At 48.7% G+C, this 14982-nt stretch carries 15 protein-coding genes and 1 pseudogene; 8 read left to right on the top strand and 8 right to left on the bottom strand.

Annotated features, from left to right (window positions below; all coding sequences use genetic code 11):
* From Q7V06_RS03245 to tsaA, 4 genes are all read right to left on the bottom strand, one after another.
* A partial coding sequence (locus tag Q7V06_RS03245) for a Glu/Leu/Phe/Val dehydrogenase (RefSeq protein ID WP_304838006.1) occupies nt 1-436 on the bottom strand: 436 nt, incomplete at its 3' end.
* Between the two features lie 65 nt (nt 437-501).
* Complete coding sequence (npdG, locus tag Q7V06_RS03240) at nt 502-1152, bottom strand: NADPH-dependent F420 reductase (protein ID WP_304838004.1); 651 nt, start codon at nt 1150-1152, stop codon at nt 502-504.
* A gap of 120 nt (nt 1153-1272) precedes the next feature.
* A complete protein-coding gene (locus tag Q7V06_RS03235; RefSeq protein WP_304838001.1) occupies nt 1273-2136 on the bottom strand; it encodes an Mrp/NBP35 family ATP-binding protein in 864 nt (287 codons plus the stop codon).
* 109 nt (nt 2137-2245) lie between these two features.
* Nucleotides 2246-3079, bottom strand: coding sequence for a tRNA (N6-threonylcarbamoyladenosine(37)-N6)-methyltransferase TrmO (gene tsaA, locus Q7V06_RS10400; RefSeq protein ID WP_370650803.1), 834 nt, complete (start codon nt 3077-3079; stop codon nt 2246-2248).
* Nucleotides 3080-3127: 48 nt separating this feature from the next.
* On the opposite strand from tsaA, the gene Q7V06_RS03220 reads away from it, so the two are divergent.
* Together Q7V06_RS03220 and Q7V06_RS03215 are read left to right on the top strand one after the other, a co-directional pair.
* Nucleotides 3128-3580 (top strand): YbhB/YbcL family Raf kinase inhibitor-like protein, encoded by a 453-nt coding sequence (locus tag Q7V06_RS03220; protein ID WP_370650802.1) that lies wholly within the window; start codon nt 3128-3130, stop codon nt 3578-3580.
* Between the two features lie 47 nt (nt 3581-3627).
* A complete protein-coding gene (locus Q7V06_RS03215; protein ID WP_304837998.1) occupies nt 3628-4086 on the top strand; it encodes a YbhB/YbcL family Raf kinase inhibitor-like protein in 459 nt (152 codons plus the stop codon).
* On the opposite strand, the gene Q7V06_RS03210 is transcribed toward Q7V06_RS03215, so the two are convergent.
* Nucleotides 4087-5862, bottom strand: a complete 1776-nt coding sequence (locus Q7V06_RS03210) for an SLC13 family permease (RefSeq protein WP_304837995.1) — start codon at nt 5860-5862, stop codon at nt 4087-4089.
* Between the two features lie 61 nt (nt 5863-5923).
* Nucleotides 5924-6427 (bottom strand): flavodoxin domain-containing protein, encoded by a 504-nt coding sequence (locus tag Q7V06_RS03205; RefSeq protein ID WP_304837992.1) that lies wholly within the window; start codon nt 6425-6427, stop codon nt 5924-5926.
* Nucleotides 6428-6491: 64 nt separating this feature from the next.
* On the opposite strand from Q7V06_RS03205, the pseudogene Q7V06_RS03200 reads away from it, so the two are divergent.
* Nucleotides 6492-6710: pseudogene (locus tag Q7V06_RS03200) on the top strand (hypothetical protein); the annotation flags it as partial.
* Here the strand turns inward: Q7V06_RS03200 and Q7V06_RS03195 are convergent.
* Nucleotides 6667-7188, bottom strand: coding sequence for an HdeD family acid-resistance protein (locus Q7V06_RS03195; protein ID WP_304837987.1), 522 nt, complete (start codon nt 7186-7188; stop codon nt 6667-6669). The pseudogene Q7V06_RS03200 and the gene Q7V06_RS03195 sit on opposite strands and share 44 nt — an antisense overlap.
* A gap of 111 nt (nt 7189-7299) precedes the next feature.
* Between Q7V06_RS03195 and Q7V06_RS03190 the strand changes: the two genes are divergently transcribed.
* The 4 genes from Q7V06_RS03190 (at nt 7300) to Q7V06_RS03175 (ending at nt 12867) form a co-directional block, all read left to right on the top strand.
* Nucleotides 7300-8424 carry a TIGR04084 family radical SAM/SPASM domain-containing protein gene (locus Q7V06_RS03190; RefSeq protein WP_304837984.1) on the top strand — a complete coding sequence of 375 codons (1125 nt, stop codon included), beginning with the start codon at nt 7300-7302 and terminating at the stop codon, nt 8422-8424.
* A gap of 75 nt (nt 8425-8499) precedes the next feature.
* Nucleotides 8500-10308, top strand: coding sequence for a HEAT repeat domain-containing protein (locus tag Q7V06_RS03185; RefSeq protein ID WP_304837981.1), 1809 nt, complete (start codon nt 8500-8502; stop codon nt 10306-10308).
* Nucleotides 10309-10317: 9 nt separating this feature from the next.
* Complete coding sequence (locus Q7V06_RS03180; protein WP_304837977.1) at nt 10318-11133, top strand: sulfite exporter TauE/SafE family protein; 816 nt, start codon at nt 10318-10320, stop codon at nt 11131-11133.
* 144 nt (nt 11134-11277) lie between these two features.
* Nucleotides 11278-12867 carry an FMN-binding glutamate synthase family protein gene (locus tag Q7V06_RS03175; RefSeq protein ID WP_304837973.1) on the top strand — a complete coding sequence of 530 codons (1590 nt, stop codon included), beginning with the start codon at nt 11278-11280 and terminating at the stop codon, nt 12865-12867.
* A gap of 74 nt (nt 12868-12941) precedes the next feature.
* On the opposite strand, the gene Q7V06_RS03170 is transcribed toward Q7V06_RS03175, so the two are convergent.
* Nucleotides 12942-13559: a hypothetical protein gene (locus Q7V06_RS03170; protein ID WP_304837970.1), complete on the bottom strand. Its 618-nt coding sequence runs from the start codon at nt 13557-13559 to the stop codon at nt 12942-12944.
* Nucleotides 13560-13676: 117 nt separating this feature from the next.
* On the opposite strand from Q7V06_RS03170, the gene Q7V06_RS03165 reads away from it, so the two are divergent.
* The gene (locus Q7V06_RS03165) at nt 13677-14795 is read left to right on the top strand and encodes a hypothetical protein (protein ID WP_304837967.1); all 1119 of its coding nucleotides are present in this window, start codon (nt 13677-13679) and stop codon (nt 14793-14795) included.
* Nucleotides 14796-14982 lie beyond the last annotated feature (187 nt).

Here is a 14982-nt window from a genome sequence, read left to right as displayed (position 1 = left end):
TTCCGACGTCAGGTGCAGGGATGTCCATATCCGGGCCGATAAACTGCCAGATCCTGTCAATATACCCTCGCGTGAGCTGTTCAAGCTCACCAGGAGATAGGTTCTTCGGATCACAGATGATCCCTCCCTTTGCACCACCTAGTGGGAGATCGAAGAGGGCACACTTCCAGGTCATCCATGCAGCAAGCGCCCGTATTGTATCGATCGTCTCATCCGGGTGGTACCGGACTCCACCTTTCATCGGTCCAAGGGCATCATTATAATGTATTCGAAATCCGGTGAAGATCTTCACTCTTCCATCATCCATCAGAACCGGGATTGAAACGGTGATCTCCCGTAACGGATGCCGGAGAAGCTCGGTGGTGTTCTCATCAAGGTTCATGCAGCGGGCACAGTCAAATATCTGTTGTTGGGCTGTCTCGTATGGACCCTTCATTCTTTCATCCCTTTTATCCGCTGATGGGTTATAAATCAATATGAACCTTATGGAAAAGAAGAGAATTATCTGAACTGGACCCCGACATCACGCATCCCATTGAGTTTTGCGAGGTTCAGGAGGAGGGGGGTGACACTCTCGACAATGGATGAGACAGCAAGGGGGCCTGCATCAAGGGGGGTAAGGTTTGGGAGGTCATGAATCAGTTCCATCACGATCGATTTTGCTTCAGCATCATCGCTACAGACAGCAACTGTATAGTCAAGGGTGGCATCAAGGTCCTTCCACTTATGTGCGGCTATGTTATTGAATGCAGATACGATCCGTGCACTTTTAGGAAGGCGTTCCCGAATATAGATGGCAGCTGATCCCTCTTCTGGAGGGTTATAATAGAAATGCCCGGCCCGTCCGATAGGGTTCACCGGGGTGATGACTATCTTATCTTCAAAACCGGTGAGGGAGGATAATGTCGACTCAAGATGGGCAAAAGGGAGGGCCAGAACGATGATATCTCCAGCATCCACTGCCTCCTGATTCGATACTCCACGGCAGATTGAGGTGATACCACGCTCTTTCAGTGTCGTAATTGTACATTCACTTGCCGTATATGCTTTAGCCTCATCCCGGGATCCAAGGATCACCTCATGGAGATGGGAGAGACGTAGTGCCATTCCCTCACCGATCTCCCCGGTTCCACCGACAATTCCGATCTTCATAGATTGTACCTCACATCAGTTCCTGATCGCATGACTGCGATCCCAATGCTCAGGATACCATCGATAGAAGGGGCATTAAATATTCCTGTTCGTAATTTAGATAGAAAAAAGAAGGGGAGATCACTCTTCAATGATCTCGATTAAGTTCTCCATGACTTTATCGACTGCCTGCCAGGTTGGATTGTCCCCTCTCCTGATGATGAACGGTTTTCCTTCGTCACCGGCTTTTCGCATATCAATGTCAAGAGGGATACTTCCAAGGAACGGAACGCCAAACTCTTCAGCAGCCTTCTTTCCACCATCTTTTCCAAAGAGATCGATCTCTTCATGGCAGTGGGGGCAGACCATGCCGCTCATGTTCTCGATGATACCAAGTGCTCGAATGCCGATCTGCTCCACAAACTTCAAAGCCTTGGTTGAGTCGAGGACAGCAACATCCTGTGGGGTCGTAACGATGATCGCACCGGCGATATTGGGTGCAAGCTGCACAATAGAGAGTGCTTCATCGCCTGTGCCGGGTGGCAGGTCTACGACGAGGAAGTCAAGCGGACCCCAGTTAACATCGGAGAGGAACTGCTGAATAGCTGTCATCTTCATTGGTCCACGCCAGATGACCGGTGTGGAGCGTTCAGGGAGGAGGAATGCCATCGAGATAACAGCAAGTGAACCCGTCACATTGACCGGCTGGATCTTATCACCCATGATCTGAAGCTTGTGATCTTCGAGTCCGAGCATCTTTGGGATGCTTGGTCCATGGATATCAAGGTCCATGAGGCCGGTTCTGAACCCATGGTTTGAGAGGGCGTATGCAAGGTTCACCGAGACGGTGCTCTTACCAACACCACCTTTTCCGGAGAGGACGAGGATGACATGTTTCACATCAATCTTTGCCTTCTTCGGAAGATTTGAGTCGCAGCTTTCGGTCTTTGATGAACACCCTTCACACTGTCCATTGCATTCCTGTTCTTGCTGTTGATCTGTCATAATATGCCTCAATATACACTATGCTGGAGATAGGTTGTAAAAGAAAGATTATAGGTGTATAGATCGGTGCATAAAAATGGATCGGGATCGATTACGATATCTTCTCCACCTAATCTGAATCAATATCCGGGTGGTAGGGTTTGATATCGAGAATAGGCGTTCCGTTCAGGGCATCCAGACCTCGAACATGAAGGATTCTCTCATGAATATCCAGGAGATCAACAAGGGTGAGCCCTACAGGATTTGGCCGGTTCGGTGAGCGGGTGGCAAAGACACCGCGCGAGTCGCCTCTCCCCGGATTCTCAACATAGAGCTGATCGCGACTGCTCTGGTCAAACCATGAGAGGATGAAGATCTTGCCATACTTCTCAAGCCCAACAAGTCCTGCTTCATATTGAGGGTGGATCTCAATAGTGCTTTCAACCGGATCAAGCCTCCCCTGACATGGTGCATCTTTTACCGCCTTATACGGGGAGCAAACAAAACCAATCGGCCTCACCCTCACCTCTTCAGAAACATTTTTTAGAGGTGAATTTGAATCAGAGTCCAATGCATCGTTTGCAAGTAGATCTGCCTTTTTGATGAAAGAATTCTCTCTGGGAACAGAGGTAAAGGTGATATGTTCAAACATACTCTTCGCCTCCTGTGCCTGCCTGAAGAGTGGGAGGAGCCGCTCTGATCTGACAGCATACAACCCTCTCATCTGCTTCACCATCAGTTCGCTATCTGAGAAGACAGATACCTCATGGACATCAAGAGAGGCTGCAGCTTTGAGACCTGCAATGAGTGCCCTGTACTCGGCCTCATTATTTGTGGCCTTTCCGATCCGCTCACCATGCTCCAGTATAATCCGCCCATCTTCAACGATGAGATATGCAAGTGCCGCCTTTCCGGGATTTCCCCGTGATGCCCCATCAGTATAGAGTAGTGCTTTTTTTCCCATAGAGATCCTTATCCAAGGTTTTTTATCGTTCCCGGTACTATCAACGGCATGATGGAAAAACTAACGGTCACCCTTGGATTTATTGAGTTTCCACCGACCTATACCGGTGACGGAGGAAATCTCTCCCCTCCGATTCGCCTTTCCAATCTTCAATCACCCTATCTTGCAGTCTTTGCCTTTAATCCCTATGAAAAAGGCTGTTCTTTCTGCACATGGGTTGCCTGGGATATTCCTGCTGCCCACCAGATCCCGGCAGGCCTTCCAGCGATTGAGACTATCGAGTCCCCGATCCATGCAAAGCAGGGAAGAAATGACTATGGCGAGATTGGGTACCGTGGTCCTGCCCCACCACCCGGAGAGGCACAGAGATACCTCTTTAAGGTCTACGGCCTTGATGCACCCCTTGATCTGCCGGCGGGGTCGGAGAAGCATGCAGTCATCAATGCCATGAAAGGGCATGTCCTCCAGTTCGGAGAGACACAGGCTCTCTGCCAGAGATGAGAAACACGTATTAACCACAAAGACCCGATCTTCGATTGGTGAGAAGTATGGACACGCTAAAAGTAACTCTTGGAACCAGGGAACTTCCTGCTGATTACACCTGTGATGGGGTAGATCGCTCTCCTCCACTCCATATCGGAGGGCTGAATGAGAAGGTTGTTGCACTCGCGGTCATCATGGAGGATTCCAGTGCAGCGCATGGCGGATCATTCACCCACTGGATCATCTGGAACATTGAAGCAGTCAGGATCCTGCCCGAAGGGCTTCCAAAAGATCCTGAAATTATGTTCCCGGTCAGAGCAGTGCAGGGTCTCAACGATTATGGGCGGATTGGATACTCAGGTCCATGCCCGGCATCCGGGAGTCCTCACAGGTACATCTTCAAGGTCTATGCCCTTGATGCAGAGATTTCACTTCCTTCCGGTGCTACAAAAGCTGAGCTTACTGCTGCCCTCTCTGGCCATGTCATCCAGTTCGGCAATGCAGAGGCCATCTATTCACGTTGATCAGTACATCGGCCAGAAAATGAGAAGGAGGGGGATTGAGACGATAACAATGATTATCTCAAGGACCAGCCCCATCCTCCAGTAGTCGGTGAAGCGGTAACCTCCCGGCCCCATTACGAGCGTGTTGGACTGGTGCCCGATCGGTGTCAGGAATGCACATGATGCCCCGATAGCAACAGCCATCAGGAACGGATCGATTGAGGCTCCCATATCAAGAGCAATACCGATGGCAATAGGGGCCATCAGAACTGTTGAAGCTGCATTGTTCACCAGATCCGAGAGGAACATGGTGATGACAAGGAGAAGAAGGAGTGTCGCCTCCGGGGGAAAGGTGGATGCAGCAGTAACGATGCTCCCGGCGATGAGTGCAGCTCCACCGCTCGTCTCAAGGGCCTGTCCAACAGGGATCATTGCACCAAGCAGGATGATGATCGGCCACTCAACACTATCATATGCATCACGCAGAGACACAATGGACGTCAGGATCATCAGAACGACCGCAGCGCTGAAGGTGATCTGAACCGGTAAAAAACCAAGCGCTGAAATTCCAAGGGCAGAACCGAAGATTAAAATGGCCAGCAGAATCCATTTGGGCCCACCGATTCGAAGGCCCCGTTCTGCAAGGGGCAGGCATCCTATTTTTGGAAGGGCAGCCACAATAGCATCCTTTTTGCCCTGGATAAGGAGGATATCACCCGGCTGAAACCGTATCTGATTCAATCTGTCCCGAATACGCCCTCCTTCACGTGCAACAGCAAGGAGGTTCAATCCATGAATCCAGCGGAGATTCGCAGAATACGCAGTCCGATCAAGGATAGGAGAATCAGGTTTGACTATCGCCTCGATGATCCCAACCGTCTCTGACCCAATCACCTCCTCGGTGACATCATCCTTTCCGGTGAGTTCAAGGCGTGTTGCATCAAGGAGAGTCTGGAGGTCAGCCGAATCCGCCTTAATGATCAAAATATCATCCTCAAGTATAGTCTCATAGACCGAAGGAGCAACAATCTTCCGTCCGTTCCGAATAATACCAACCACCATCACCTCTGCCTCGGTGGCGGTGCCGATATCGACGATCATCTTTCCTGCAAGTTTAGACTTTTCAGGCACTCTGACCTCTGTTAAGTAATCCTTGACAGCAAAGAGGTCCTCTTGTGATGCCGGGCTCTGCCTGATCGGGATCAGCCGCCACCCGATGAGTGAAATAAAGAGGATACCGCAGATGGCAACACCCAGTCCAACATAGGCAAAATCAAAGATGAGGAATGGATCGCCCCCATTCTGGACACGATAGGTGGCGATGATGATGTTTGGAGGAGTTCCAATAAGGGTGATCATACCTCCAAGGAGCGAGCCAAACGCAATCGGCATCAGGAGGTATGATGGGGACCTCCCGCTCTTCCTTGCAGTCCTGATAGCAACCGGCATCATCAGGGCGAGAGCCCCGATATTATTCATAAAAGCGGAGAGGAGAGCAACGATACCAGTTAGCGAGAAGATCTGCCGCACTTCACCATCCCCAATACGTGCAACCCATCTGGTCAGGATATCGATCAGACCGGAGTTCTGAAGCCCTTTACTGACAATAAGAACTGCAGCAACGGTGATCACGGCTGGGTGGCCAAAACCAAGAAACGCATCCATTGGATCGACGATCCCCGCAATGGTAACGATTAAAAGCGCAATAAGTGCGACGATATCGTAGCGCACCTTGCCCGTCGCAAAGAGAACCAATGCAAGAATGAGTGTTCCAAAGACAATGGCCATATCAAGCATCGGGATCAGTCATTCCTCAGAATACCAAAAAGGCGGTGGAGATGATATATCTTGCCAATGATCAGGTTCTTCTCAGATATTCGGCAATCTCCTCCGTCCAGCCCTTGATCGCCTTCCAGTCCCGGTAGTCATCAATCGGAGTTCTGACCACCGTAAGTGCAGTCCTCTGGAAGAAGGAGAGCTTTTCAGGATTGGTCATACCTGCAAAGTAGCCGGAAAATCTCGGTGTAAGCTGACCAATCGCCTTCTTCAGGACATCCCGTGCCTGAGCATGCTTCTCTTCATCATCCCCTGCAAATGACATCCCAACAGCAAATACCCCGATTATTCGACTTTGTAATGCATCTTCATGCTCCTGACAATAACGTTGCACCTCATTCATACTCCCCATATAGATCGGACCACCAAGAATAATCCGGTCATACTCTTTCGGATCCGGTGCATCGCATATCCGTGCCTTCCCGGCATCATATCCTGCCAAACGAAGTCCTTCTGCGATTACTTCTGCAATCCCTTCCGTTGATCCCGCCCGTGTTGCATAGGCAACCAGTATTCGGCCAGTCATAGAAGAGACTCATGGTGAAGAGTGATGAATCTTCTGTATGTGATCTGCGCCATGAACACTAATAGACGCAAATGAAGATCTGATCGCAAACGGTGTGATCGACCCGGCAAAGGTGGTTAGAATCGGGCTTCAGAATGCCGGATCTATTGCAGGTATGATCCTCTATAAAGAGGTGATCATCAAAAATTATGATGATAAAAAGGATCAAAAGACCCAGACCATCATCATCTCATCTATTTTTACGCGGTACTGGGAGTTACAAATCCCTGAACAATACTCATGATACCGATTGCGATTGCAAAAATACCGATATAGACAGCAACAAGGATGACTGCACCAAGCAGTGGGAATACGAGGAAGATACCTCCGAGAATAACAGAGAGGGCCCCCGATATCCCGAGAAGAATTCTGCACCATCCGGATCCCATTGTAGTAAGAGCGACCCATATATCCGAAAAACCCGAGATAAGAGCAAGGATTGCTATAAGTATCGTAAGCGTGATGGCGGTCATGAACGGGTTGATTACACCGAATATTCCACCTATCACGAGTATGACTCCGAGGATGAGCAGTCCGGATGACTCTCCGGCCGGTGATGCAAGTGAGAGTGCTACAAGGAGCAGTCCGTTTATAAGGATGAAGACGGCAAAGAGGATTGCAACAACCTCAACAGTCAGACCGGGCCAGAAGAGGACGATCAGACCAAGAAGGATAGCAAGGGCCCCTCTGATGAAGTAGGGGGTTCGTGATTGTTCTTCCATAGAATTGGATACATGTAAGAGTATATAAAATAATGCATGCCTTTTCCAGTGCTCTTATCCCGATTCCCTGTGAATAGTACTAATCACGAATAGAATGTCCGAGGGATCCTGATGGTATTTTTTCATCTTTATGTAACTGACGACTGTAATCTCGCCTGTCGTTACTGTCGGGGCAGAATGTTTGATGACCTCGAAACGGTTCCATTCCCCTGTGAGATTTCAATTGATCTTCCAGCTGAGTTTGACATCTCGCTCCTAAACTCCCTGAAGAAATTTATTGCAGCAGATCCAGCCCCGGTCCTCACCTTCATCGGCGGAGAGCCCCTCCTCAGATCAGATCTCATCTGCCGTATAATGGATGAAACACCCTGCAAGAGATATATGCTCCAGACAAATGGTTTACTGCTTGGGAAACTTCCGGCAGTTTATAGGAACCGTTTTGAGACCATACTCATTTCAATAGATGGAGATGAGAACCTCACGAATTATCACCGGGGTGAAGGTGTTTACAGAAGTGTCCTGAAGAATGCACGGATGCTTCGTGAAGAGGGGTTCACAGGAGAGCTTGTCGCCCGGATGACCGTAGATGAACATACTGACATCCTTTCATCTGTTCTTCATCTGGCGATGATCGAGGACAACCCCTTCTCATCAATCCACTGGCAGATGGATGCCGGCTTCTGGGGAGACTACCATCGGCGAAGTTACTCAGACTGGGTGGAGAAGAGCTATAATCCAGGGATAACAACTCTTGCCAGACACTGGGTAAATCATATGGCACAGACCGGTGAAGTGCTTTTCTGGTACCCGTTCCTCCAGACAACAGAAGATCTCCTCCTTGAGAGAATATCTGGTCTCAGATGTGGATCCGGTGTGACGAATTTCACCATCCAGACTGATGGTTCAATCATCCCCTGTCCGATCATGATTGGGATGAGTGATTATGTACTTGGAGATATCAGATCGGGAGACCCGCTTAATCTCCCACCGGTTTATCCCGGATCACCCTGTACAGAATGTTCAATATCAGAATTCTGCGGAGGAAGATGCCTCTACTCAAATGTTGTCAGACCTTGGCCGGTTGAGGGGATTGAAACAGTCTGTTCAACAGTATATCATCTGCGATCGGTTCTTTATGCTCTCCTTCCAACAATACAAAATCTTATCGATGAAAAAGTGATTAATATCTCTTCGTTTGCTCATACCAGGTTTAATGGTTGTGAGATTATACCCTGACCATGAAGACTAATAGTTACAGGTATCAGAATACTCTTATCGATTACGAACGTTAAAGGTAGAAAGGGGTGTACTGTGGAAGAAGAGAGGGCAGATCAGGCAGGAAGGAATGAGATGCTCACTCGCGCATGTCTCGAGAGGGATCCAACCCGTAAGCTTTACTTTGCAACACAAGCGATCACTCTTAATCCTGACGATCAAAAAGCCTGGATCGAGCGTGGAAAAGCTCTCATGAAGTGTGGCATGCTCAAAGAGGCACAGGAACAGATCGATGAGGTGATCACCCACAACCCGGATGATGGTGAGGGATGGTACCTTCATGGCCTTCTTATGAGTATGATGGGAAAGAGGGATCTGGCAAAAGAAAGTCTTGATAAAGCAACAGGTACCCTTAAAAATCCATCTCCAGCACAATACGCCCTTGGAAATCTTCTCTTTCTTGATGGAGATTATGAAGAGGCCCTCCGTCTTTTTGATGCCACCATACGTGAAGATAGTCGGGATCCCGATGCATGGTATGCACGGGGGAGGGTCCTCTTCAAGATGAAAAGATATCATCAGGCAGTCACATCGTTTGATCATGTCCTTGAGATATGGCCAGATGATCCCGGTGCTGAGGATGGACGGCGAAGAGCCATCAGGATATTGAACCAGGATCAGAACAGAACAGATGATCGCGACTTTGATGTACTCCGTGAGGAGGCGGATTATGGAGAGCTTATCAGAATTCTAACATATGAGAAGAGTTCAAAAGCCCTTAAGGCGGCCCGCATTCTCATCGCTCTTGGCACAGGCTCAACACCATTCATCCGTCCGCTCCTCTCGCATAACGATCCTGAGGTCCGGCATCGGGCACTTCATATCCTCCTTGCTATTGGGGATACAAGGTGTGCCGATATCTTTATTCGGGTGGCATTAACTATTCGGACACCCGAAGAAGGGGGAGGGAAGAGATCGTCAGCACTCCTGAATGAGATTGGAACTGTTCTGAAGAATATGGGAGTGGACATAACATCTGCACTGGAAGAGACACTCCAGAGCGGAGATGAGGTAAAAACTATCAGGGCAATACGGCTGCTGGAGCGAGCCGGAGGTAGTAGCTGTATCCTTCATCTCCTATCAGCAACAGGGCATTCTTCAGTCAGGGTCATATTCGCTGCTCTCACAGCACTCGCACCAATCGGTGATGAACGAGCTATTAATCGGATCTCAGATCTTCTGAAAAGTCCGGATCCGATCATCAGAGAGCGTGCACAGGCAGCACTCCGACAGATAATCCGCCGTTCGCTCCCTGCCATTATGAAACAATATGCAAAAGGGAATGCCACTGAGCGTGCATACCTTCTCGATCTCCTTCATATCATTGGTGGAGAATTGATACCTCAGCTTTTAAAGACACTCTCTTATGAAGACGATCCGATAATTCTTGAAGCTGCATCCGATGCACTTGCCGCAGCAGCTGACTATTCAGCAATCACCCCTTTGATTAAAGCACTCGCTTCACCAGACGAACATATCCATCAGGCATTATCCAGAGCGTTTCGTAATGTTGGTGCTCCGGCAGTAAAACCCCTTATACAACATCTCTTTGACCCAAGGAGAAGGGTTCGTGATCTTGCTGGAGAGATCCTGGCAAATATGGGAAGAACATCAATTCCTGCTCTCATTGGAGCGATCGAATCGGGTGAACAGAATCATATCGAGGTGGCATCACGGGTGCTTGTGATGATTGGAAGAGAAGCAGTATCGGCACTTAATGATGCACTTCTAATACATGACGATCCGGTTTTTATCGAGGAGATCACCGGTATCATATCCCTGATCAGGAAGAAAGAGCGTATGGAACGTCTGCTTGCAGAGTACCGGTGTGAAGAGCCGATCTGAAAGCCGGGAGTGGTTGAAACGGATCTCTTACTTCTGATAGGTATCCTCCTTTTAACCGGCATTATAGCCGGTTACTTTGCGGGGCTCCTTGGGGTTGGCGGGGGTTTTCTGATGGTCCCGGTTCAGTATCTTCTTCTGGTGCAAACCGGTATTGATCCGACATTTGCAATTCGAATCGCCTTTGGCACAAGCCTTGCTGTTGTCTTTCCGGTATCCTGTGTGGCTGCAATGGCTCATCAGAAACGGAATGCTATTGACTGGCATGCAGCAATTCCTATCGGCCTTGCAGGGCTTGCCGGTGGATTTGCCGGCGGGACATTTGCATCACATCTTCCGGTTGATATCCTCAAACCCCTATTTGGAATCCTGATCATTATTTCTGCCATCAGGATGATGAGCGGTACACCAGAATGCAGAGGTCATGGAAGAGAAGGTTTTTGTGCATGGACACTTGCCGGAGTTATTGTCGGAATACTCTCCGGACTCCTTGGAATGGGGGGTGGAATCATCCTCGTCCCGATCCTTCTCCTCCTCTTCAACCTCCCGATTCACCGGGCAGTGGGTACATCATCAGCCTGTATACTCTTCTTTTCATTTGGAGGGATAAGCGCGTATATCTACCATGGTTTCATGATAGAGAGCCTTGGAACAGGTTTTTTTGGCTACATTGATATCCTCCAATGGGTTATTCTGACGGGGGCGATGATCCCATTCTCCCGTGCCGGAGTTGCTACAGCACACCGTCTTCCTGCAGATAGATTGAGACAGATATTTGCCACAATTATGATAGGAGTCGGGGTGGCGATGATATGCATTCTTCCCTGACGGAGATGGTGAGTTAGGTTTATATATTGTAATTGTTCCGACAATCTTATATACTGGTGGAAGGTAAGGACTTATTATGGGCAGATCATACAGAATATATCGTTTGGGGTTCCACTCAGGCGTGAATTTAAATGGAGATAGTACATGAATCTTAGAAGACCAAATGCAAATGAAGCACTCGGTACGTTCAACCGTTCCCGTGATGTCGTCCCGATGTCCGGTGTTTGTACCAAATGTGTCGACGGCTGCAAAGGTGGCTGTGACATCTGGCTCTCATCATTCCGAAGCCGTGAAGTGCTCTATCCAGGCCCATTCGGTGAGATCACCGCCGGTGCTGATAAAAATTATCCTGTTGATTACTCTCACCTCAATATTCAGGGGTATGCAGTCGGTGCAAAAGGTATGCCCGAAGGCACGCTGATCAACTCTGATACGGCCGTCTTCTCGGCAGTCGATACGACAACCGAGTACGGATGGGACATCAAAGTTCCAATGCGGGTTCCGATCTTCACCGGTGCACTCGGATCGACCGAGATCGCACGAGTGAACTGGGAGCATTTCGCAATTGGTGCTGCAATATCCGGAATTACTATTGTCTGTGGTGAGAATGTCTGCGGTATCGATCCGGGTCTTGTCCTTGACAGCACAGGAAAAGTACGTGAATCTCCTGAGATGGACCGAAGGATCGAGATGTACCGGAAGTTCCATGATGGATATGGAGAGATGCTCGTTCAGCTCAATGTCGAAGACACCCGGCTTGGAACCGCGGAATACGTCTCGTCAAAACACAATCTTGAAACCATTGAGCTGAAGTGGGGACAGGGTGCAAAATGCATCGGTGGCGAGATTAAAGTCAAATCGATTGAGCGGGCAGCTGAACTGAAGAGACGGGGTTATATCGTCCTCCCTGATCCGACACTTCCCGAGGTTCAAAAAGCATATGAAGCTGGTGCAATAAAGGAGTTTGAACGACATTCAAGGCTAGGTTTTGTCGAGAAGGAGTCATTCCTTGAAGAAGTCGATCGCCTCCGTGATATTGGGTTTAAGCGTGTCACCCTCAAGACCGGTGCATACTCAGCTGTCGAACTTGCGATGGCGCTAAGGTACAGTGCCGAGGCGAAGATCGATCTCCTGACGATCGATGGTGCTCCCGGCGGAACCGGCATGTCTCCATGGCCGATGATGAACGAATGGGGTATTCCAACCGTCTATATTCAGAGTCTTGCATACCAGTATGCAGAACTCCTCAAGAAACGGGGTATCCGGGTTCCTGACCTTGCCATTGCCGGTGGTATAGCAGATGAAGCAAATGGCTTTAAAGCGCTCTGTATGGGTGCACCATACTTTAAGGCGGTCTGCATGGGCCGTGGTCTCATGATCCCGGGCATGGTCGGAAAGAATATCCAGAAGTGGCTTGATGCCGGGGACCTGCCAAAGAGCGTCTCTAAGTACGGAGGTAGTGTCGAGGAGATCTTCGTCTGTTACGAGGAGCTGAAGGAGAAGTACGGAGCACGTATCAGTGAGATTCCACTTGGTGCTCTCGGCATTTACAGCTACGCCCAGCGGTATAAGATCGGTATGCAGCAGATCATGGCAGGAAGCAGAAACTTCAGCCTTAAATCAATCTCCCGGAGTGACCTGATGGCACTCACTGAAGAGTCATCGATGGTTACTGGGATTCCCTACGTAATGGATGCATACGGTGAAGCTGCAGAGGAGATCCTCCTCAGCTGAACCGGATGTTCATCCGGGTTATCTCATTTTTTAAAAAAAAATGATAGAAAGGAACGTTTACTGTTCTTTTCTTCTCAGGCAAGTTTCCATATCAGTGCATTTCCTTCCGAGATGAAGATGCTGACATACGTCTCGTCTGCCCGTATGCCTTCCGGTACTTCATAGATGATGAACCCCTCTTTCGTATCATGGATATAGAGTTTACCACCGGTATACTCAAGCTCGTTTATGTTGTTGATGGGAAGCAGAGGGTTGCGCCCTGATTTGTAGGAGTATGTGTTGCCATCATTATGAATGGTAATGACTGACGGATAGGGTGCATAGCTCTCCTTGACCGTTCCGATATGTTTGACCCGGACGAAGATAATGAGGAAAACCTTTCCTTCCGGTGCTGTTACCGGTTCCCATCTACCCCATTCTGCGGAATGGAACTCATACCTGTCTCTGATCAGGTACTTATAGACAGAGATCTCCCGGATATTCTCCCCTTCTCCGATCTGCCGAACTGTTTTAAGAGGAATAGCGTCCGGGAACGGGGATGGAGCAGTCGTTTGGATGACTGCTGGAACCTCCGGTGTGGATGTTGGGATTTCGGTCTGGGGGAGGGCAGGCTCTGCCTGGGGTGCAGTGCCTGTACATCCTGCAAGAAGGAGCAACAGGATGAGGGTGGTAAAAACCGTGAGTCTCTTCATATATCTTTCAGATGTCAAGGATTATATATAAACCATCTGAATCTCTGTGACCGCCTGAGCTTTCGTATGCGATAGTCATCTGTTTATTTATCTTATATCGTTGAAACACTATTCTCTATGGCTCGCAATGTGCTCCTCGTCCTGCTCCTCGTCCTCATATGTTCAGCTGCGGGATGTATTCATCCGGAAACGATTCCTCCGTCCATCACACCTGTTGTGACGGATGAACCCATCCGTCTGGTGGATCATTCGTTTCTCTTTGAAGAAAGCAGTGTGACGATCAGTATCCCCATTGATCCTGCGGTATATTATGGGGCACGCGATGCTGACAAACTCATCTATCTCTATAAAGATCTCGATGATGAAGAGTGGCTCCCGATATACTATGCTGCATTCATGAATGATCCACAGCAGGAGCGCTTCTATACTGATCTCATCTCTATGCTTCAGAGTGTGCGCCGGGACCTTCTTCTCGATGATGATCGATACCTCGAACTCTGTTCGGTCTTTGTTCAGTCACTCCCCTATGATGACGATACCACTCTTATCGAACCGAAATTTCCGATCGAGACGTATGCTGATGGAATCGGTGACTGTGATGACAAGAGCCTCCTCCTTGCCGCTATTCTTGTACGGGAGGGGTATGATGTTGCCCTCTTCTTCTTTTCAGAAGAGAAACATATGACCGTTGGAATCCGTGCAGATGGGTGTTTCGATCAGGAGAGTGGGTATGCATATATCGAAACCACGAAGACCCATTTTGTCGGTTTGAAGCCGCAAAACCTCTCCGGGGGGCTGGTACTTTCATCCACCCCTCTCATTATACCTGTTGGTGATGGTACTCGCGGGTATGGAAGATGTGATGAGACGATGACCCTGGCAGATCTTCTGGTCTTCTGCCGTGAAGAGATAAATCGGTTGAAAGATGAGATGGAGGTCGATCTGGCAGGAATTCTTGTGATGGAAGAAGAGATCTCTCTTCGTCGCGTGGATCTGAATCTCCTGATGAGGGAGGGGAGGTATCAGGAGTATAATCTGGGTATATCCGGGTATAATGCGATGATAGATCGGTATAATGCCCGTCTGAACCGCTATAATGATCTGGTCAGGGATGCGGATCGACTCGTTGAAATCCATAATCTCATTCTTGAAAGAGGATATGACAGGCAGGGGCTTTACGATCAGATGAGACAGGAAGGAATCATTGATGAGATGAAGAGGAGCAGTTCGCAATAGATCGGTAAGTGATGAGTATACTGGTGTTTTATTACTCATTTTAAATTGGATATGTCATTTGATTTGGTGTATAAAATACCTGGTATATATAACATACAAAGTATCATTTTCGAAATGAACATATATAATTGAGATAGTAAACAATAAGCCATTAGTGTGGATGTGTCAATACAATGCGGGTATTTTT

It is taken from the genome of Methanocalculus sp. (assembly GCF_030651615.1).
GTDB lineage: Archaea > Halobacteriota > Methanomicrobia > Methanomicrobiales > Methanocorpusculaceae > Methanocalculus.
Note: the sequence above shows the minus strand (reverse complement) of the source record. Positions and strands in the feature narration are given on the sequence as shown.

Bases quoted from the DNA above. Each gene is read 5' to 3' on its own strand.
- Q7V06_RS03235 (WP_304838001.1), bottom strand. From the start codon at position 2,136: ATGACAGATCAACAGCAAGAACAGGAATGCAATGGACAGTGTGAAGGG.
- Q7V06_RS03170 (WP_304837970.1), bottom strand. From the start codon at position 13,559: ATGAAGAGACTCACGGTTTTTACCACCCTCATCCTGTTGCTCCTTCTT.
- Q7V06_RS03205 (WP_304837992.1), bottom strand. From the start codon at position 6,427: ATGACTGGCCGAATACTGGTTGCCTATGCAACACGGGCGGGATCAACG.
- Q7V06_RS03175 (WP_304837973.1), top strand. From the start codon at position 11,278: ATGAATCTTAGAAGACCAAATGCAAATGAAGCACTCGGTACGTTCAAC.
- tsaA (WP_370650803.1), bottom strand. From the start codon at position 3,079: ATGGGAAAAAAAGCACTACTCTATACTGATGGGGCATCACGGGGAAAT.
- npdG (WP_304838004.1), bottom strand. From the start codon at position 1,152: ATGAAGATCGGAATTGTCGGTGGAACCGGGGAGATCGGTGAGGGAATG.
- Q7V06_RS03220 (WP_370650802.1), top strand. From the start codon at position 3,128: ATGATGGAAAAACTAACGGTCACCCTTGGATTTATTGAGTTTCCACCG.
- Q7V06_RS03195 (WP_304837987.1), bottom strand. From the start codon at position 7,188: ATGGAAGAACAATCACGAACCCCCTACTTCATCAGAGGGGCCCTTGCT.
- Q7V06_RS03165 (WP_304837967.1), top strand. From the start codon at position 13,677: ATGGCTCGCAATGTGCTCCTCGTCCTGCTCCTCGTCCTCATATGTTCA.
- Q7V06_RS03190 (WP_304837984.1), top strand. From the start codon at position 7,300: ATGGTATTTTTTCATCTTTATGTAACTGACGACTGTAATCTCGCCTGT.
- Q7V06_RS03210 (WP_304837995.1), bottom strand. From the start codon at position 5,862: ATGCTTGATATGGCCATTGTCTTTGGAACACTCATTCTTGCATTGGTT.
- Q7V06_RS03215 (WP_304837998.1), top strand. From the start codon at position 3,628: ATGGACACGCTAAAAGTAACTCTTGGAACCAGGGAACTTCCTGCTGAT.